The organism is Shewanella sp. FJAT-52076, assembly GCF_019457455.1.
Classification (GTDB): Bacteria; Pseudomonadota; Gammaproteobacteria; order Enterobacterales; family Shewanellaceae; genus Shewanella; species Shewanella zhangzhouensis.
In genome coordinates, this window is sequence record NZ_CP080415.1 from 2,269,315 (window position 1) to 2,289,908 (window position 20,594).

General features: G+C 52.4%; 15 protein-coding genes. 10 read left to right on the forward strand and 5 right to left on the reverse strand.

Annotated features, from left to right (window positions below):
- Positions 1 to 402: 402 nt before the first annotated feature.
- From K0H79_RS09780 to K0H79_RS09790, 3 genes are read right to left on the reverse strand one after another with little or no spacing between them, the layout of a single operon-like run.
- On the reverse strand, positions 403 to 930 hold the full coding sequence (locus tag K0H79_RS09780) for a BsuPI-related putative proteinase inhibitor (protein ID WP_220075659.1): 528 nt from the start codon (positions 928 to 930) through the stop codon (positions 403 to 405).
- The gene (locus K0H79_RS09785) at positions 927 to 2,741 is read right to left on the reverse strand and encodes an AsmA family protein (protein WP_220075660.1); all 1,815 of its coding nucleotides are present in this window, start codon (positions 2,739 to 2,741) and stop codon (positions 927 to 929) included. Before K0H79_RS09785 ends, K0H79_RS09780 begins: the two co-directional genes overlap by 4 nt.
- 12 nt (positions 2,742 to 2,753) lie before the next feature.
- Complete coding sequence (locus K0H79_RS09790; protein ID WP_220078139.1) at positions 2,754 to 3,248, reverse strand: putative 4-hydroxy-4-methyl-2-oxoglutarate aldolase; 495 nt, start codon at positions 3,246 to 3,248, stop codon at positions 2,754 to 2,756.
- Between the two features lie 174 nt (positions 3,249 to 3,422).
- On the opposite strand from K0H79_RS09790, the gene K0H79_RS09795 reads away from it, so the two are divergent.
- The 3 genes from K0H79_RS09795 (at position 3,423) to K0H79_RS09805 (ending at position 6,588) form a co-directional block, all read left to right on the forward strand.
- Positions 3,423 to 3,743 (forward strand): hypothetical protein, encoded by a 321-nt coding sequence (locus tag K0H79_RS09795; RefSeq protein WP_011760002.1) that lies wholly within the window; start codon positions 3,423 to 3,425, stop codon positions 3,741 to 3,743.
- Between the two features lie 542 nt (positions 3,744 to 4,285).
- On the forward strand, positions 4,286 to 5,272 hold the full coding sequence (locus K0H79_RS09800; RefSeq protein WP_220075661.1) for an ABC transporter substrate-binding protein: 987 nt from the start codon (positions 4,286 to 4,288) through the stop codon (positions 5,270 to 5,272).
- A gap of 8 nt (positions 5,273 to 5,280) precedes the next feature.
- Positions 5,281 to 6,588, forward strand: a complete 1,308-nt coding sequence (locus tag K0H79_RS09805) for a GGDEF domain-containing protein (protein ID WP_220075662.1) — start codon at positions 5,281 to 5,283, stop codon at positions 6,586 to 6,588.
- Here the strand turns inward: K0H79_RS09805 and msrQ are convergent.
- Positions 6,541 to 7,167 (reverse strand): protein-methionine-sulfoxide reductase heme-binding subunit MsrQ, encoded by a 627-nt coding sequence (msrQ, locus tag K0H79_RS09810; RefSeq protein WP_220075663.1) that lies wholly within the window; start codon positions 7,165 to 7,167, stop codon positions 6,541 to 6,543. The genes K0H79_RS09805 and msrQ overlap by 48 nt on opposite strands.
- A complete protein-coding gene (gene msrP / locus K0H79_RS09815) occupies positions 7,167 to 8,186 on the reverse strand; it encodes a protein-methionine-sulfoxide reductase catalytic subunit MsrP (protein WP_258405366.1) in 1,020 nt (339 codons plus the stop codon). Before msrP ends, msrQ begins: the two co-directional genes overlap by 1 nt.
- 174 nt (positions 8,187 to 8,360) lie before the next feature.
- Here msrP and rmuC point away from each other — a divergent pair, with 174 nt between their 5' ends.
- From rmuC to recC, 7 genes are all read left to right on the forward strand, one after another.
- Positions 8,361 to 9,923, forward strand: a complete 1,563-nt coding sequence (gene rmuC, locus K0H79_RS09820; protein ID WP_220075664.1) for a DNA recombination protein RmuC — start codon at positions 8,361 to 8,363, stop codon at positions 9,921 to 9,923.
- A gap of 19 nt (positions 9,924 to 9,942) precedes the next feature.
- Entirely contained in the window at positions 9,943 to 11,859 is a 1,917-nt protein-coding gene (locus K0H79_RS09825) for a transglycosylase SLT domain-containing protein (protein WP_220075665.1), read from the forward strand.
- 269 nt (positions 11,860 to 12,128) lie between these two features.
- Positions 12,129 to 12,917, forward strand: a complete 789-nt coding sequence (locus K0H79_RS09830; protein WP_220075666.1) for an EAL domain-containing protein — start codon at positions 12,129 to 12,131, stop codon at positions 12,915 to 12,917.
- A 32-nt stretch (positions 12,918 to 12,949) separates the two neighbouring features.
- Positions 12,950 to 13,879 carry a MoxR family ATPase gene (locus K0H79_RS09835; protein WP_011760010.1) on the forward strand — a complete coding sequence of 310 codons (930 nt, stop codon included), beginning with the start codon at positions 12,950 to 12,952 and terminating at the stop codon, positions 13,877 to 13,879.
- Positions 13,879 to 14,907, forward strand: a complete 1,029-nt coding sequence (locus K0H79_RS09840; protein WP_220075667.1) for a DUF58 domain-containing protein — start codon at positions 13,879 to 13,881, stop codon at positions 14,905 to 14,907. The genes K0H79_RS09835 and K0H79_RS09840 overlap by 1 nt, the downstream gene beginning before the upstream one ends.
- Positions 14,907 to 16,973, forward strand: a complete 2,067-nt coding sequence (locus tag K0H79_RS09845) for a DUF3488 and transglutaminase-like domain-containing protein (RefSeq protein ID WP_258405367.1) — start codon at positions 14,907 to 14,909, stop codon at positions 16,971 to 16,973. The genes K0H79_RS09840 and K0H79_RS09845 overlap by 1 nt, the downstream gene beginning before the upstream one ends.
- Before the next feature lie 111 nt (positions 16,974 to 17,084).
- On the forward strand, positions 17,085 to 20,594 hold the full coding sequence (gene recC, locus K0H79_RS09850) for an exodeoxyribonuclease V subunit gamma (RefSeq protein WP_220075669.1): 3,510 nt from the start codon (positions 17,085 to 17,087) through the stop codon (positions 20,592 to 20,594).

A 20,594-nucleotide genomic window follows, 5' to 3' on the forward strand; every position in this document is an offset into this window, starting at 1 on the left:
CTGTGCTCCGGGTTGGCTGGTTGGATGGTCAAGTCGCTGCTCTCACATGGCGAAGTTGTCTCATCACGCCTGAACAGCCTTTCCAGACCCTAAGTGACATAGCCCCTGCTGTGCATGTAAAGAAATCAAACTGAATATCAAGCCATCCTGCAAGGTGCCTGAGTGTGCCGTATATGGTGATCAGGCCTCTGCGTGAGCAAAGGGGGAGTAAAAGCTTCCCGCTGACTTTAATGCCTTTACACCACCGCCACTGTCGATAAAAGACTTTGCGCAGAAGATAGATACCAACAATGACGACCAAGTACCGATTTTTATGGAAAACACCCGAAATAGAAAGGAGCGGCCAGGCCGCTCCTTTTTCCACACCCCAAGCTTACTTTTTGCCGAGCATAGGTGTTGTTATCAGCTGCGAGGAGGAATGCTTGGCACCGCCAACCCTGACACACTCATGCTGACAGGGGCCATCAGCGGGCTTCGCCCCGCCGTGGTGCCGGCGAAGATAGCCTCAAACTGACAGGGTCCCTGACAGCTAGACAGCGCTTGTTGAGGCACGGCAAACTTATGCGTCAACACCTCACCGGGAGCGATTTGGGTTTGTCTCAATGCCTGTGTAAACATCATTTCCTGTGACCAGGCCCATACCCGCCGATTATCTTTGTCTTTAAGCCAAAGATCCGCGCCCATCCCCGAAGTAAAGTGCGCGGTAATCACATTGCTGCCCTGGTGAGTGACAGTTAGCGTGACCATAAGTTTGCCACGCTTGTCTGTGCCTTCTACCGTCAGAGCGCCAATCAATGGCATGTCCATGGTGTGTTCCTTAAACCCGTTTTGCTGTTGACGCAGGTCGGCATCCGCCGTCGTCGGCGTGACAACCGCCTCGGCGCACCCAGCACCAAGCAGCAAACTCAGCATCAGCAGTGGCAGCTTCATTGATTGCCTCCCAACTTTTTGAACAGGGAGTCTTTCAGCTTATCTTTGAGCTTATCTGTCTCGCCCTTGAGTTGGCCTTTGAGCAGGGCCTCGGTATCCAGGGCAAACTTGGGTTCAGTAAAGCTGCCGGTAATAGCAAGCGGAATTTCTATGCCTGCCAGCGCAGTATCACCGCCCTGTCCTTCCAGTGAGCCAACGACCTTGGTGGCAAGCTTATAGTCGAGGGTTTCAGCCATCAGATCTGCGCCGCCCTGCCCTGAAATTCGCAGAAGCGGAGAGAGCATCAATAAATCAGGATTGTTGGCTTTACCTGCAGCAATATTCAAAGAGCCTGTGAGACTGGAGAAGTCTGTCTTCTTCTCTTCGCCACCGGCGGCGGCATTTAAATCGCCTTTGAGCTTGGCCTGTGCATCACGGATCATCTGTGGCACGTTCACACCATAGAGCGCACCATCGGCCACTTCAAACTTACCATTGGCATTGAGGTTGCGCTTGATGCTGTCTCCCAGCAAACCAGCGCCTTTACCCTGAATATCAAAGTTGGCGGTACCTGCAAGCAAATCAACTTCGGCAGCATCTTTCAGGAGCGGCAATATCTGTACGCCGGTGATGGCTTTGTTAAAGCTATAGACTGCCGGTACTTTGCGGCCATCGAGGGTGGCGCTGGCACCGACCTTGCCACCGTATAAAGATGCTTTGAGCTCATCGACCTTAAGCACACCACCGGCAAGATTAGCTCTGAGTGCCCAATCGGCAGTGGAAAGGCCGGCCACTTTCACGGCAGCAATGTCCAGCTTGAGTTTGGCATCAACGGCCTTCATCCCAGACAAGTCCGGCTCCTTCTGCGCGGGAGCGGTTGTTGCCGTATCTGCCTTGGTTTCGGACTTTTCAGTGCCGAGAATGGCATCGACATCGATGGCGCCAAAAGCCAGCTCAACGTCTACAAAGGGCACCTTTTTGCCATAGTTGGCTGCAATGGCGCCTTTACCTTCAATGTCCATCAGGCTAAGTTTGTCCACTGTCAGTTTGGCGGTTTTGGCTTCCAGAGCCACATCGGCACCACCGGCAAATTGCACTGTTACTGCGCCCTTTGGCAGCGAGTCGCCTTGAGCATTAACCTCCAAATTCAGTCCGGCGAGTGACAAGGCGTTCAACGCTTCACTTACCGTCAGCGTTGCCTCACCCTCGCCCTTCACTTTCATATCGGGCAAATCGGCGCCGAAAGCAAATGCCAGAGGCGCGGCTTTTCCGGGAGTAAACTCACCCAGAGTTAATGACGACAGCGTAAAGGTTTGGCTGCTGCCGGCGGCTTCATCAATCAGGGTAATGCTGGTATCGCTGATGTTAATGCCGCCAATGCTGATGGCATTAAGCCCAGGGCCGTGCTTGGCGTCTGCCGGTTTATCAGCAGATGCAGTGTTGCCAGTCAGGCCATCGAGGCTTGATTTACCCTGCTTGGTGGTGACCAGGGTTAACTTGGCGCCGTCCAGACGCAACTGATCGATTTGCACATCCCGGCTAAGCAGTGGCAGAAGTTTAACCTCGGCGACTACCTCTTTGACTGCCATCATATGGGCTTCTTTAAAGCCTTCCGGGTTGGACAGACTCACCCCCGCCAAACGAATGCCGATAGAAGGGAAAAATTGCCATGACAGCGGCTCTTCGATAACCAGCTCACGACCGGTTTGCTCTTTTACAGCATCCACCAGCATGGGTTTAAAATCATTGGGGTCAAAAATGAGAGTAATGTACAGCACCACTAAGACGGCAATCGCAGCGATGCCAGCGAAGATCCATTTGATCAATTTCATCCTGGTTTTCCTTTAATCCTGTTCAATAATGGGCAAGGCCTCATGGGAAACGGCAATGCCATTGTCGTCGGCATATATCCAGTCACCGGGATTAACGGTGACGCCAACCAGGTTAAGTGTAACACCTGTGTCTCCCAATCCACGACGTTCAGTTTTTATGGGCACAGTACCCAAGGCTTGAATGCCTATATTCAAGGTGGCGAGAGTACCTGCATCCCTAATGGCTCCGTAGACAACAATTCCAGCCCAGCCATTCTCCAGAGCAGACTGGGCAATCAGGTCGCCGACCAGGGCTTTGCGCTGTGAGCCACCGCCATCAACCACCAGTACCCTGCCCATACCGGGTGTTGCCAGCAGCTCCTTCACCCTGGAGTTATCCTCAAAGCAGCTTACGGTGACCACCTGCCCGTAAAAAATCCGTTTTGCACCAAACTGGCGCCAGGGCGCCGCCACCAAGGCGAGATGTTCAGCAAACTCATCAAACAAATCCGGTAACAGGTCGAGCATGTCCTTACTCCCATTATCATTTTCCTGAAGAGACATGGATTACTCTAGCCTGATGAATATTCACACTCAAGCAATCAACACGGCCTTTATCTCAATTGCACTATTCTTTATAATCAGTTCCCTTAATATTGCCTGCACTCAGGCACCAGAGTATTTACAGAAAGCGAAGCTAAGATGACAACCGATATAGATTTGCAACGTGCTATTGCCGCGCTGGATGAATATGGCTACGACAAAAAGCTTTCGACGGATCTTGAGCAAGCAAGAAATAAACAACAGATGCGCAAATATCTGGACTCACTCGACTATAGTCTGCGCCGCATGGAGCTATTGCAGGAATCGGTTAACGAATGGGTTGCTGAGCGTAAGGCACTGTTAGCACAGCAAGAAAATATTCAAACCTATAAAACCAAAATTATTAACCTCTCCAAAGAACTGAATTTATCCTATAACGAAGTGTTGGAGATAATGAGCAAGCTGGACAGCAAAAATTAATGCCAGGGCCTTTATTTAAGGCCTTGGATTTTTTCAACTCAGGTATGTTTGGTGTTACTGCTGAGGTAAAATTTACCGTCATCTGTTTCTTATAGTCCGTCGCCGCACAAGAGAATCGCCTGTCTTCACATTGCTCTCCTCTCTTTGTCTCTTTGCCGCTTTATCTCTTTGCCGATTTGTCTCTTTATCTCTTTATCTCTTTATCTCTTTGCCGCTTTGCGAATGACACATTGTTGAAGCAACCCTGTGGTTGACTTTAACCCTCTTTAGCAGTGCGTTAACGCTGAACTCTCCCGGTATGAACATGTTTTTTTCTGTGGCCTATTTAATACCGCCCAAGCCACGTCCCTGTATTTATTTAATAATTTTCAACTTTCATAACAAGTCGTAGCTGTTTTCAGCGGACAGAGGATTTTTGTCTGACGGTTAATCCTACACAGGGCTTTTTCTTAAGAGGTTTCTACCGAAAACCCGCTGGACACCTGTGCGAGCAAGGTTAAAGCCAACTACACTCAACTCAACGCGGGGAGGATTTCGACAACATGAAGAGACTGGTTGCAGCCTTGGCAATCTCAATCGCTGTAGTGTGGTATTTGATGGTATCCGTAGACCAGGGATCGGCCAATGCCACCAACTCCCTGACTATTGCCGTGTCCGCTACGCCACTGTCGAGTCCCGTTATCGTTGCCGAAAAGAAGGGGTTATTTAAAAAACACGGCCTGAAAGTGCAGTTAAAGCTACTTCAGGGCGGTCACCGATGCTTTGATGCCTTGATTAAAAATGACGTTGATTTAGCCACAAGCTCTGAATCCGTGGTGATGTATAACGCCTTTAAACGCAATGATTTCAGTGTAATAACTAGCTTTGTCACCTCGGATAACGACGTAAAAATTATCGTGCGTAAAGACAGTGGCATAACGTCATTGACGGACATTTCAGGCCACAGTGTGGGTATGGTCAAAGGCACTGCCAGTGAGTATTTTTTCAATTCCGCTTTATTGCTTAATGGCGTGGAGAACGCCCTTATTTCTGCCCGTTTTATGGCGCCGGAAGAGTTGGGCAAGGCACTGCTTGATAAACAGTTGGATGCTGTCTCTCTGTGGGAGCCCTACGCCAGCGAGTTGATGCAATCACTTAAAAGTAATGGCAATCAAATCAGTACAAAAGGCCTCTACCGATTGTCTTTTAATTTGTTATCAATGCGGGGCGACACACTGAGTAAGCAGGAGACCCATGTGCGTGTACTCAGGGCACTGGATGATGCCATTGCCAGTATCATCGCCAGTCCGGAGGAAGCCAAACAGCTTGTCAGTGCCTATCTTAATGTGCCTCTGCCGGAGATAGAAGACTACTGGGCTGACTACCACTTTCATCTCGGGTTGGATAAAACGCTCCAATTAGAGCTGTTGTCCCAAGCTCACTGGGCAATAGATTCGGGCTATGTGGACCAGTCTCAAGCACCAGATTTTCGTGATTTTATCGATAAATCTGCACTCAGCCAGATTAGGGATACGTTCCGCTCACATTGAGGTGAACCATGACACTTTCCAAACGACTCAAACTCAGCGTGGTGATATCAGGCCTTCTGCTGTTTCTGCTGATGGGTGTTTTGCTCTATCTGGTCGGAATGGATGTGCGTGGTTACCGTCACAGCTATTCCTATCAACAGGCCCAGGTCACCCTGTCCCGGATGTCCGGTGAACTATGGCAGCTCAATCGTTACGAAGATTTACAGGCCTTGGACAAGGCGCGCGAACTGACCCAATTGCTTGATGAGCAAATTGGGTTCCTCGAAAAGGACGCTCAGTACAATCCGCTACTGAGCCACATCAAAAAAACCAATCAAAACCTGAAACTGTTAATGCAGTTGTACCCCTCAGACCCCAGAGAAAATGTAGAAACCGCCGCCATGCTTAACGCGCGGTTCAACACGCTTCTGCTAACCATGCAAGATGAGATGGGGGAAATACGTCATCGTCTGGTAGAAGAGCAGTTTTATTCCAAACAGTATCTGCTGCTATTAATTGCAGTGATGCTTTTTCTGTCGATGTCGGCGGTCATTCTGTTCAACCTCAGGACCATGTCAGTATTCAAACGGGGAATGCTCTCCCTTGAAACAGGGATAAAAGATCTCGCCAGAGGCAATTTGGAGACGCGTGTATGTGAAGATTCGGGTTCCGAATTTACCGAGTTGTCCAAACACTTTAATTGGATGACACAGGAGTTACAGCAAATTACGGTGAGCAGAGATAAGCTGCAGGATGAAGTCAATAAACGCACCGAAGTACTGCAACTGCAGAAAGACAAATTAAAGTACGAAGCTGAACATGACTCGCTCACCCGGGTGTACAGCCGTTATGCGTTTCATCGATTACTGGAGCAAAGTCTGAAACGCCTTGCCCGCACCAATGGCACAGGCGCGCTGCTGTTTATCGATATTGATAAATTCAAACCCATCAATGACAACTATGGCCACAGTATTGGCGATCATGTACTGATCACTGTTGCTCAGAGGATCTCCCACACCCTTCGCGAATCGGATATGGTTGCCCGTATTGGAGGAGATGAATTTATTGTGTGGCTCGAACCCATAGAGCACGCTTTGCAACTGGAGGTGGTCATTAAAAAGCTGCTGGATAAACTCCACCTTGACATTCATTTTGCCAATGTCCACCTGCTGATTGATGTCAGTATCGGTGCGGCTTGCTATCCCCAGGATGGTACTGGCATAGAAGAGCTTATCAATGTCGCCGATCGCAACATGTATGCCTGTAAGCGCGGCGACCGTGACACCAAATCAGCTCGACAGGGGGCTGAAAACCTTGCGGATAAAGGCCGTGTTTAACAACTTGTCACGCCGCAGCCACAGTAGCCACAGACAAAGCAGCAAATACAGGCTGGGCTCAATGATCTCAGATTTTACCGACCAGAGGTAATGTATGGGGGCAAGCAAGGCGACTAAGTACACCCAGTTGTGCAGCCTTTGCCAATGCGCCCCCATGCGCCTTTGTACGCTTTTTACAGAGGTTACGGCGAGCGCGGTTAAAATCAACAAGCCTGCCATACCCACCAACAGGTAGGGGCGTTTCAAAATTTCCGTCAGCAACATGTTCCAGGCAAACAGCAAGTCCAGGCTGACAAAGGCCAATAGATGCAACACACCATAGCTAAACGTCCACAAACCAAGCAAACGGCGGGTTTGCATTAACGGCCCCATTTTTAAGCGTTTTGCGAGCGGTGTAATCAGCAGTGTCAGCATAAGCCCGTGCAGCGTGCCTTTACCGGTAAAATGAATAATGTACTGCACCGGATCGCCGCCCAATTGGCTAACGGCAACGCCCCAGCCGAGCCACAGCAAAGGCAATACAAACCCCGTATGCAGCACACACTTGAGCCAAAATAATCGTCCCGGGGTTAATCGCATTAAAAGTACCTTTTCAAATCCAGGTCTTTATAAAGATGCGCTACCTGTTCTTCGTATCCGTTGAACGGGCGTGTCGCAATACGCTCAGCAGAAAAAAGCCCGCCTGGTCCTATTCTGCGCTCAGAAGCCTGAGACCACCTGGGGTGATCCACGTTGGGATTCACGTTGGCGTAGAACCCATATTCGTGGGATGCGAGTTGATTCCAGCTTGTGGGTGGCTGCTTGTTCATCACCCGGATTTTCACAATTGACTTGATACTCTTAAAGCCATATTTCCAAGGCACCACCAAACGAACCGGGGCGCCATTTTGGGGCGGCAGGGTTTTACCATAGAGCCCGACACTCAAAAGAGATAACTCATTCATGGCTTCAGCCAGTGTCAGCCCTTCCACATAAGGATAATGAATGCCACCGCCCACATAGGCATTTTTTTGTCCCGGCATTTGCTCAGGATCGTACAGGGTTTCAAAGGCAACATGGGTTGCCCCGGCTTTTACACCGGCCTTCTTTAACAGCGCCGCCAGTGGAAAACCAATCCAGGGCACCACCATTGACCAGGCTTCAACGCAGCGCAGTCGATAGATACGTTCCTCGAGGGCAAAGCTGTGCAGCAGATCGTCATAATCAAGTTGCAATGGCGTATCCACCAGGCCCTCTACCGACAAACGCCAGGGATTGACCTGAAATGCCTGAGCATTTTCGACCGGGTCAGTCTTGGCGGTACCAAACTCGTAAAAGTTGTTGTGACTTATGACCTTGTTTTCCGGCGTGAGGGGCTCAGACAAATCCTGAAACGCCGCAGGCTTGCTTGCTGAGAGGGGCGCTTGAATAAAAACAGGCTTGGGCGATTTTGAAAACACATCAAATATACTGCCATGCACAGCACCGGGAAGGCTCGCGCCAATAGCACCCAACCCAAGCGCTTTCACGATGGCACGGCGGTCCCGGAACAAAGGCTCCGGCGTGACCTCAGCCTCAGACAGTTGCCACGATGGGCGTGTCACTCTGCGTCGTTTCACCTAAGACTCCTTAAAAATTCGGTGGCTGCTGTTAAACAAGACAGCCGTAAGGTAAGACTTCTTTCAGTAATACGTGATTTTTTCTTCAGGTGACCAATTATCATTCTTACGCCCCTTGAAGGCAGTATTCGACCATGCCAAGCTTAGCGCCATCAGTCCGGTTTAAGGAATACCATGACTCCGCTTGACCTTTTTTCTCTTCCCCAATGGATAGCCATCTCCGCCCTTTGTTTTCTTTTTCTGATGATCGGGGCGCTCATTAATCAGATCCTTACCCGTAAACGTTGGGAAAGCCTGGATGCACTGCGCATCGAGCAGCATCAAGCCGCCATCACCACCCTGGAATCACAACTGGATGAACACAAAAATCAGCTCGACGACAAAGAAGACCGACTGAGCTTTTTTCAAACCCGCATTGAAGAAGTCAGCCAACGTTACGGTGAAGCCAAGGCCGAGGCTCAGCGGTTACCCGAACTTGAGCAAAAGCTGGCCGACACCCATCGCCAGCTGATGGAAGCCAGGCTGGAAACCGCCAAGGCTATCGCCATGCAACAGAGCATCAGCGCCAAGTTTGACGCAGAAAGGCAGGCGTTCGAAGAAAAGCTGGCCCTGCTGGAATCGGCTGAAGCCCGGTTAAAGTTGCAGTTTGAAAATCTAGCCAACAAAATTTTTGAACAAAGAGCTGAACAGCTAAAAGGGCAGAATTTACTGCAGCTCGATGCGGTTATTGGCCCTCTCAAACAACAAATTGACGGTTTTAGAAAACAGGTCAATGAATCCTATTCAATAGAACAGGCCGAACGCAGCAGCCTCAAGCATCAGCTGGAACAACTTGCATCCCTTAATGTGAAGATGAGCCAGGACGCCATCAACCTGACCAACGCCCTCAAAGGTGACAATAAACAACAGGGCAACTGGGGCGAGGTGATACTGGAGCGGGTACTCAGCGAAAGCGGCCTGCGTGAAGGTCACGAGTACCACACACAGCAAGAGCTGAAGGCCGAGAACGGACAAAAATTCAAACCCGACGTTATCGTCCACCTGCCGGGTGAAAAAGACGTGGTGATAGACGCCAAAATGTCGCTCACTGCCTATGAACGCTATTTTAACGCCAGCGACGATGCCGATAAGGCCCAGGCTCTCAAGGAGCATGTGCTGTCGGTCAGAAGCCATATCAAGCTGCTGTCGCAAAAAGATTATCAACACCTCCACGGCCTTAAAACCCTGGACTATGTGCTGATGTTTATTCCCGTGGAGCCTGCCTTTTTATTGGCGCTTGAGCAGGAGCCGGGGCTGGTGGGCTATGCCCTTGAACACAATATTATGCTTGCCAGTCCAACCAATTTACTGGTCGCCCTGCGCACAATTCATAATATCTGGCGATACGAATACCAGAATCAGCATGCACAGCACATCGCCAGGGCCGCAGGCAAAATCTACGATAAACTCTGTATTTATGTGGACGAAATGGAGAAGTTAGGTCGCTCTCTCGACACGGCGCAGAAAAGTTTTCAGTCAGCCATGGGCAAACTCTCCACCGGCCGCGGTAATCTTATCCGTCAAGCCCATCAAATGCGCCAGCTTGGCATTGAAAGCAGTAAACAACTGGACAAGCAATTGCTTGATAATGCGCTTGACGACAGCATGGAAGCGGGTGAAGACGAAGATGCTGTAGCAGACGCCCTGGCTGGCAATGGTTCAACGCCAGTGGCACATTCGACTAACCAGAGACAGTAATCACGGAGGACGTTTCCCCATGCTGAAGCAGTTTTACGGCATTTGTCTCACATCGCTCATGTTCATCAGCCCGCTGGTGTCTGCCGATATCAAGGATGACCGGCAACAGTTTCTCAAGGCGGAAAAAGCCTTGCGGGAAGGTAACAAGGCACAATATGCCAAGTTGAGAAAAAGCCTGGATGATTACCCCCTGGCCCTTTATCTCGACTTTGATGCCCAAATCGACAGTCTGGTGATGCTGCCGGGCAGTCAGGCCAAGACCGCTATTCAGGCGTTTCAGAATACGCCACTTTACAGCAACGCCCGCTACCGTTACCTGCTCACTGCCGCCAGGGGCGCTCGCTGGGAAGATTTTCTGACCATCAGCCCGGACGCGCCAAAAGATACCGTGCTCCAATGCCACTACTATCATGCGTTACTGGCCCGGGGAGAAAAATCCCGCGCCTATGAAGGAGCCCGACGCTTGTGGCTAAACGGCAGCTCAATGCCGGATGCCTGCGATCCCTTGTTTATTAAATGGGCCAAAGCCGGGCATCGCAGTCAGGAGCTCATCTGGAGTCGTATGTTCCTCGTCTTTGAAGCCCGGGAAGCGTCACTCCTGAGCTATCTGGCCCAAAAGGTCACCAATTACCCCAAAGAAGCCCAAAAGTTGCTTGCCCTGTATAAGGATCCCCGAAACCTCAGGCACATGGACAGATACAAGGCCAAAGCGCCTGTGATGGCCGAAATGGTCGAGTTGGGACTCAAGGCGCTGGCACGCAAAGATTTGAAAGAAGCCGTGTCACTGCTGGGTAAATACGAAAAATCAGGCCGTTTCACCAAGGTTCAGGCACAAAGCCTGCACGCCTTTATGGTCCGCCGCGTGTTACTCAGACAAGAAGAGTCACTGCTGAGCTATGCCGACAAACATGTGCCGCCCCTTGCATCGGACGACCTGACTGAGCTCAGGCTGCGCTGGGCAATACGGGATGGTGACGAAAATGCCATCAAGCGTTTTCTGCCGCTGCTGAGCAGTGAAACCGCGGCCAAGGAGCGCTGGCAATATTGGCGCCTCAGGTACGAAAATAGCGCGGGCTTGAGTGACACCCTCTCGGCGCAGCTTGCAGCCGACAGAAGCTTCTACGGATTTCATGCTGCCCAATCCAAAGGCATGTCCCCTGCGCTCAATGAGGTTAAAGCGAGCGTTTTAACCTCTGCCGCCGATGCCAATCTCATACCGGGAACAGATCCCGCTCTGTCCAGGGTAAAAGAGCTCCTGGCCTTGGAGCGGCCACGTCAGGCCCGTGTTGAATGGCTCGGAATGCTTCGCCGGGAAGATGCCGAAGGCAAGGCGAAATATGGCAACTGGGCGGTAGAAAATGGGCTGTACGCCCTCGCCGTTGATGCGTCTATTCAAGGCAAGTTCTGGGACGATTTGGGTATGCGCTTCCCACCCGCCGAAGAGCAGAGTTTTGCCAGGGCCGCTAAACACCATAAGCTCAACGCTGAAGAACTGAGAGCCATCGCCCGCCGTGAAAGCGCGTTTAACCCCATAGCGCAATCCGCTGTGGGTGCGCGGGGGTTAATGCAGTTGATGCCGGCCACGGCCAAACAAACCGCCAAAAAACAAGGCATAAAGTACAGCGGTGAGGCGTCGCTGTACGAACCGGCGCTGAATATTCAGCTGGGCAGCGCCTATTACGCAAGCTTACTCGAGCGTTACAACAATAATCGGGTATTGGCAACGGCGGCTTATAACGCCGGCCCCTCGAGGGTCAATGCCTGGCTTGCTCGCAGCGAGGGTAAACTGGATGTGATGTCCTTCATCGAATCCATCCCATTCACCGAGACCCGTGAATACGTGCAGGCCGTGTTCAGTTATCGGCTGATTTACGAGCATCGCAAGGGAAATCCCACCCCACTTTTCAGCGAGGCTGAAATGAAGTTCAAATACTGAATCGAGCCAGTTATGCATCGGGGGGCTGCTCCGTTTTAACAGTCCCCCTGTAACTGTCCACCTGTAACTGTCCACCTGTAAGAGCCCCTTTTACCAGTTACCTTGTGTCAGTCCCCCTGAACAAGTCACCCTTTATCAGAGCGGTCGGCTGAAAGCCCTGAATATATTTACGGCATACGGCTCACAATAGGCAAAGAAAGGTCACATCGGGGTTGCAAAGCCGAGGTTAATGAGATTTATTTGCATTAACTTAAATCCCGGTGTGCACCATGACCTCATTTCCTGCCCCATGTCCCCGCCCCATTCTGATGGGCTGTGAATACCAACCGTTAATTTGCCTGGCTACCGGTAACACTGTCGCCTACGAAGCCCTGTCACGATTTTACAGCAGCGAGGGCCAGGCCATTGCCCCGAACAGGGTATTTGAAGTACTGCATGAGCGTCCGCAAGCGCTGGCAGAGCTTGAACTGGCGGCAAAAACATTCCAACTGCAGCACGCACCTAGGGGCATGCCATTGTATCTTAATCTGGATCCACACAGTTTGGCAGCCCAAAGCCCAGTGAGCACCGCACTGTGGGCCTTACTGAGTCAGCCCACAAACCCGCAGACGCTGGTTATTGAACTGATTGAAAATACCTGCATTAACGATGCCTTGATGGCGTCACAGCTGCTGAATTCTCTGCAAAGTGCAGGAATGCAGGTGGCGCTGGATGATGTGGGGGCACCCCATGCCATGTTATCTCTGGAGCTGCTATCCCGAGTTGATTGGGTTAAGTTCGACCGCCATTGGCTAAGCCGGTTAGATGTGGCAACGGATGCCCATTTGCTTGATTCGCTGGTGTCCTATGCCAGAAACACAGCCAAGGGCACTGTAATAGAGGGAATAGAAACCCAGGCTCACTTTCAGCACGCGGCTCTGCTTGGCATCAACCTGGCTCAGGGATTTCTCTTTCAAGACAGGTTCTTACAACCCAGTGACAAGGCAATTATTTCGGCGTCGATTCTTCGGGCATTTGATGGCTGTAACGCTGGATCACTTATCGAAAATTGCGCATAGTAAGACTTTGAGTTCCCCCTGAGGATGAAAGGATGCAGGAAAACACCGCAGCCCAAAATGCCACCGAACTGGAAAATCTGATTGCCCAATTACAACGGGTACTGCTGGGTAAACCCAAGCAAATTCGTCTGGCACTTTGCTGCGTACTGGCCCGCGGACACCTGCTGATTGAAGACCTGCCCGGGATGGGTAAAACCAGTCTCAGTCAGGCCATGGCAAAGAGCCTTGGCCTCACTTATCAACGAGTTCAGTTCACCAGCGACATGTTGCCTGCCGATATCCTTGGGGTATCCATCTACGATAAGGCAATGAACCAGTTTGTGTTTCATCCAGGTCCCCTGTTTCGCCAAATGGTGCTTGCCGATGAGATTAACCGCGCCAGTCCCAAGACCCAAAGCGCGCTGCTGGAGGCCATGGCCGAAGGTCAAATCACGGTCGATGGTAATACCCATCCACTGCCCAAACCGTTTTTCGTGATTGCAACGCAAAACCCCACCGATCAATCGGGCACCTTCCCCCTGCCCGAGTCTCAGCTTGATCGTTTCATGATGCGAATATCCCTGGGGTATCCGAGTAAAGAAGCCGAACTTGCCATGCTCAAAGGGCAAGGGGAAAACCCGGCTTCAGCGTTGCCCCAGTGCATCAGTCCACTGGGGTTGATGCAACTTCAGGCAGAGGTAGACAAAATCACCAGCTCAGATGCGGTGCTGCACTACTTATTGGCATTGGTAGAGGAAACCCGCACACAGGGTGAAGGCTATGGCCTGTCGCCCAGAGCCACCAAGGCCCTGCTCGCCTGTGGCAAAGCCTGGGCGTTTCTCAGTGGCCGCCAATTCATGGTGCCGGAAGATCTGCAGGCTGTGTTTGTGGCGGTTGCACAGCACAGGCTCAGAGCCAGCAGCCAGCATCAGGGCCAAAGCCTGGCCGAACGTGTCCTTGGCGCCGTGAATCCCATCCGCTGATGGCAAAGGGTATATCTGTCAGACTGGAGCCATTCCTTGCAAGGCGTTTACCGCCCGCACGGGAGCAAACCCTCAGCCACAAGGGGATCTTTATTTTACCCAGTGGTTTTGGGCTTGCCTGGCTGGTGTTAACCACCTTGCTGTATCTGCTGGGCACCAATTATCAAAACAATCTCATCATTGGCATCAGTCTGCTGCTCGTCAGCCTGTTCGTCAGTTGCATTATCTACAGCTATCGCAATCTCGAGGGCCTGACCCTGAAGCGGTTAACACTGCCTCCCATATACGCGGGTGAAACCCTCGCCATGCCATTACAGCTCAGTACCCAAAGAGATGCCCATCAAATCGCCCTCGCCTATTCCGACATCAAGCCTGTGTATGCGTCGGCCAATACCACACCTGTCGAGGTGCTCATTCCTATCCCCACTAAGAAGCGCGGCATATTAAGCCCCGGACGTATGAAGGTTGAGTCCCGCTTCCCGCTTGGATTAATGCGAACCTGGACCTGGGTTGATCTCGGCATCGCTCACCCCGTATTTGCCGCCCACAGGCAAGATACCCTTATTCAAACACCAGAATCTGACGGGGATACCCATGAGCAAGGCTCTTTGGTCAGTGGCATGGATGAATATCAGGGGCTTAAGAGCTATATCCCGGGGGAATCCCTCAAACAGGTCGCCTGGAAACAATTGGCACAGGGACGGGGCATGTTATCCAAAGATTTTGCCATGCCCCAGGGCGCACCCCGCTGGTTGAGTTTGCCCCTTCAAATGCCCGAGGGCCGGGAACACTGGCTCTCGGTGCTCTCTTATTGGGTGGATGAACTGAGCAGTCGGCAACAGATCTTTGGGCTATGTTTACCCGGAGTAAACATTGCTCCCTCTTCCGGGGACCCCCATCGTCTGGCCTGTCAGGTGGCGATCGCCACCTTCGATTGTGCTCCAAGTCCCAATACGGCTGGAACTGAAGCTGAATCTGGCCCGAAAGCCCGGACTCAATCGCAACCTCACATGGAAGGATATGAGTGATGGGACCTTCCACCAAACACCACGCAGAAATCATCGGCCGCAGTACCCTCTTTTGGTTGCTGCTGACTCACTTTGCCCTCATAGCCCCCCTTGCAGATAAATCGACCCCATGGACCCTTGCCATCAGTGCCATCTGTCTGGTTTGGCGGGTTGGGATTTTCTACGGCCGGGTAGCACGGCCACCTCGCCTTTTGGTCACAGGGCTCGGCATTGCCTCTGCCGTTACACTGGCGTTGGTTGGCAAACAGATAGGTCTTCTCAATGCCCTGATGAACCTGCTTATTCTGGGGTACTCACTGAAAACCATTGAAATGTTGGGTAAGCGAGATGTGCGCACTGTGATTCTGGTGGGCTATTTCCTGATTGCCATCAACCTCATTGATAATCAGGGGATTGGTGCCATGGCACTCGCGCTGGCTCTCTTTTGGCTTAACACCCAGTCTCTGCTGACTCTTTATCGCGACCCCGGAGGCAAGCGCGATGCCCTGGCTGTAAAACTGGTATTGCAAAGCATGCCATTGGCCATACTGCTGTTTTTGGTGTTGCCACGACTGCCACCACTTTGGATGGTTCCCAGCCTCAAGAGCAGTATCACGGGCCTTGGAAGTGAAGTCGGATTTGGCGACATCAGTAAACTGACCCAATCCGATGCGCTGGCATTCAGAGCCAGATTTGATGGTCAGGTACCAGCCAATCCTGAGCTTTATTGGCGCGCGCTGGTGATGGAAGACTACGATGGGTCCCATTGGCGTCAACACAGTGGAATAAAACGGCTCGAGCGGGAAGCGTTTTTACTGGGCAGCGGCCGTGCCGCGCCCGTCGCTGAACCACAGCAGACATCAAACCTTCCCCGGAAAGCCCCCTTGAGTTACGAGGTCATCGCCGAACCAAGTGGTCAGCGATGGCTATTTGGTTTAGATGTGGCCTATTCAGATACGCAGGGCGTGGTTAACCTGCCCGACTATCGCCTTTTTGCATTAAGGCCTCTGGATGGACGCTTTCAGTACCGGACCCGCACCTTTGATACCCGGATGGATACAAGGCTCCCAGACAGTGTGAAACGCCTTAATCTTTCGCTTCCCGATGGTATTAATCCCCGCACCCGCGATCTGGTGAGTCAGCTCAAGGCCGAAAGCGATTCACCACAAGACTTTATTCAAAGGCTGATGACAAGGTTCAATACTGAAGCCTATTTCTACACCCTGTCACCACCACCGGTGGGCACCGCCCAGATAGATGATTTCCTGTTTGACAGTAAACAAGGTTTTTGTGTGCATTACGCCACCGCGCTGACCTTTATGGCCAGAGCAGCAGGAATCCCGGCGCGCCTTATTTCGGGCTATCAGGGCGGCGAGCTGAACCCCAGGGCAGGTTATGTCAGCGTGTATCAGTATATGGCCCATGCCTGGAGTGAAGTTTGGTTTGAAGGCCAGGGTTGGATTCGGATGGATCCCACTGCCATGATAGCCCCTTCGCGGATCCTCGATGGCTTTGATGCCACATTCAACCCGGAAGAGAGTTACCTGGCCGAAAATCCGTTCAGCGGACACAGACTGAAAGAGATATCCTGGCTGAATAACCTCAGGTTGCAACTGGCCAGTATTGATTATTACTGGAGTGTGTGGGTGCTGGGTTTTGACAATGAACGCAGGGAAGGTTTGTTAAACCGTCTGCTTGGCGGCCTTAAGCCCACCCGCCTTATCCTGTTTGTATTGGGGATAAGTGGTGCCATCGTGCTGTTTGTGGCCTGGCGGGCGGGCATATTGAGATTGCCCAGCAGGCAACCACCCTTGCTTAAGGCATTTTCACGGATTGAAAAGTCCCTGGCATCTATTGGGCTGCCACGGGAGATTGCCGAAGGCCCCGGGGATTATGCGGCCCGAGTGGGCGCAGCGATTCCGCTACTGGCGGCCGACCTTATTCGCTGGGCCCAGCAGTTCTGTCACCTGAGATATAGCAGTGACAAACCAAGCCCGAGGGCACTGCAACGCTTTGTGAAAGAAAGCCGTGTCCTTTCCAGACGTATTCGTAAACAAGGCAAAATTTCAGCGGCCAGCCCTGACTGAGTTGAATGGGATAAGTCAGTCTCATACAATGAGTTTTCTTTGCGCCAGGTAGCTTTTTTCGCTCCCGGCAGCAAGGCCCTTCCTTGGTGACGCATTTATCAAAGGGATAGCATGTTCACACTCGTTCAGTCCAATCACATGGAGCGCCTCGCAAAACGCCTGGCAGACGAACTTAATCAGGCATCAGGCAATGTGCTGGCATCTGAGCAGATTTTGGTACAAAGCCCGGGTATGGCGACCTGGCTGAGATTGGAAATTGCAGCCCACAATGGCATCGCCGCCGCCTTGAGCTTCCCTCTGCCTTCGAATTTTATCTGGTCACTCTGTTATGCCTTGTTGCCGGGAGTTCCCAAGGAAAACGCCTTTACCAAGGATGCCATGACCTGGAAGTTGATGGCACTGCTGCCAAGACTGATTGAAATGCCCCATTTCGAGCCACTGCGGGACTATTTAAGCAGTGACTCTCCGCTAAAATTGTTTCAACTGGCCAGCCGGGTTGCGGACATTTTCGACCAGTACCTGGTCTACCGCCCCGATTGGATAGTGGCATGGGAAAAGGGTGAAAACAGTCTCAGTGCAATCGGTAGCACGCTGACGCAAGAAGCTACCCTGCCCGATAATTGTCTGTGGCAACCTCTGCTATGGCGCGCCTTGGTGCAATACAACCGGGATGAACTGGGGCAAAGCCATTGGCACCGCGCCAATTTACATCAGGCACTGGTGGCAGCACTGTCAAACCCAACCACAGATATCAGTGCCCTGCCCAGGCGGCTCTATGTCTTTGGTATTTCATCTTTACCACCCCAAACCCTGGAAGTGCTTTACGCCCTTGGCAGCCGCGTTCCTGTGACCATGCTGAGCCTGAGTCCCTGCCGCCAATATTGGGGTGACATAGTCGACAGCAAACTCAGGGCCAAGCTGGCGCTGAAATACAAAGCCCACAAGATGCTGCCGGAGCACTGGGAAGAAACCCTCGAAGTGGGCAACCCCTTGCTCGCAGCCAACGGCAAAATGGGTCGGGAGCTGCTTGATTTGGTGCTCTCGCTGCCGCCCGAGCATTTCACCCTGGACGACAGTGGCTATGAAGAGAACGATGACAGCCATCTTTTGGGCAGGTTGCAAAACGATATTCTGGATATGGAAGTCGCAGGAACGCCGCTTTGTGCGGATCTGGCCCGCTATCAATCCAACGAGGGCAAGTTTCTGCTGGATGAGCAGGATAACAGCCTGGTCCTGCGAAGCTGTCACAGCCCGCTTCGGGAAGTCGAAACCCTGCACGACCACCTCCTTGGTCTGCTGTCAGACAGTCAGGGCACGCTCTGTGCCAAAGACATAGTAGTGATGCTGCCCGATGTTGCCGCTTACGCGCCCTTTATTGATGCCGTGTTTGCTTCCCGCAGGGGCGAACACTACATCCCCTACGCCATCGCCGATCGGGGTGCGGTAGAGGAATCCCCGCTGCTCCACGGTTTCCTGACCTTGCTGGACATCAATCACAGCCGCTTTGGCTTGTCGGAAATTCTCGGCTTGCTGGAAATTCCTGCGGTGATGGCGAAATTTAAACTGGATGAGGAAGAGCTTTCCCGTCTCGGTAACTGGCTCAGTGAGGCTGGCGTACGCTGGGGGCGGGATGCCCAAAGCCGGGAAAGACTCGGCTTACCCGCTTTTGACAAGCATTCCTGGGCCTTTGGCATCCGCCGATTGCTGCTGGGCTTTTCCCTGGGCGACGAAGGGGATTTTTATCACGGTACCCTTCCATTTGCGGGTGTTGAGGGCCAGCAAGCCCAGTGTATAGGTAAATTGCTGGACTTTATTGAGCATCTCGATGAATTTGCAGCACGTTTTGCTGCCGCCGATAGCCTTGTGCTCAAATTTGCGGAGCTTAGCCGCCTCACAGAGACCCTGTTTGCGCCGCTGCCGGAATATCAGGAAGAGCTGAATCTTATCCGGGAAACCCTCAGTGACACCCAGAAAGCCCTTCAATCGTCGGCAAGCAGCGAAAGCAACCTCAGCGACATTTCACTGGAGGTTATCCGCCAAACCCTTGCCAGCAAACTCACCGATGCCCGGGTCGGGCAGCGTTTTCTGGCAGGCTCAGTGAATTTCTGTACCCTGATGCCCATGCGATCCATTCCCTTTAACGTGGTGTGTTTGCTCGGCATGAATGAAGGCATTTACCCCAGGGTGCAGCATCCCGTGGGCTTCGATCTGATGGCGAAAACGCCCGCTCGCCGCGGCGATCGTTCCCGGCGTCTGGACGACAGATACCTGTTTCTGGAAGCCCTGCTGTCAGCGAGGGAGCAGCTTTACATCAGCTTTATTGGCCGAAGTGAACGGGACGACAGCGAGCGCCTGCCATCCATGCTGGTCAGTGAGCTGCTGGACTGCTGTGAACTGAGCGCTTATGTCCCTCAGGGCAGTCTGGTTAAACGTTTGGTTAAACAGCAGCCGCTGCAACCCTTCGACCAAAGGCTGTACCTGCCCCATCAGGACATCACTGCGAGTTTTGCCGCCCAGTGGTGCCCGCAGGAACACCGTCCGCCCAAACCCTTTATCGATGCAGCGCTGGACGAAGTGGATGAAGATGAGCAAAAAATGCTGGAGCTTGCATCCCTCATCCGCTTCTACCGGGATCCGGCACGCTTTTTCTGCCAGCGACGACTCAGGCTCGACTTAAGCCACAGACTCGATGCGCTGGATGACAGCGAACCCTTTGATGTGGATGCCCTCGGGCGCTACCAACTGCAGGATAAGATGCTCAATGCCGCCCTGGAAGCAGATGAAGTCAGGCAGCAGCAGGCGGTGGATACGCTGTGTGACAGACTTGCCGGGGCCGGCGCCTTACCCATGGCACCGTTCGACAAGCTGCTCTTTACCAGTTACCAACGGGATCTGGCGCCCATTCTCGACCGATGTCGCTTTATCATGGGTGAGACCGAGGGACAAAGCCTGAGGATTTCCCTCGCCCTGAATAAAGGGCATAAACTGGTCGGCACCATAGACAAGGTTTTTGCCAAAGGCCTCCTGGTGGCAAGACCGGGCACCGCCAAGGCCAAAGATGTGCTGGCGTTGTATCTGCGCCACCTTTGTCTGTGCGCCTCAGGTTACCGGCAGAGCAGTTTCTTGTTGGATGTGGGTAACTTCCATGCCTTTTTACCCCTCACGCCGGATAACGCCCTGGCAAGCCTTGAGGATTTTATCAGCCACTATTTCGAGGCGGTGCACACGCCATCGCCACTGATCCCTGCCCTAGCCATGACCTACATAGAGGCCCTCGCCGAAGGGGCAAGTGCGGAAGAGTCCTTGGCAGAAATCAGTACCAAATGGGATGACGGCAACGGTATGGGCGAAATTGCTGAGCCCCACAACGAGCGCCTGTTTGAATTTCCCGCAAGCTTCGCCACACCGGCGTTCACCGTCCTCGCTGAGCGTTTGTGGCGGCCGCTCCTTGGCCGCTGCTACAAGGGGAAACTCGGTGATCTTGCTGACTTTGTCAGTAACCCATCGTCAATACCGCCCCTATTGAGCCTCGAGGCCAACACTGACTGGGCTAACACTGACTGTACTGAGCACATCGGTACACAGACCGGCAACCTCAAGCACCAGGGACAGGGAGAATAA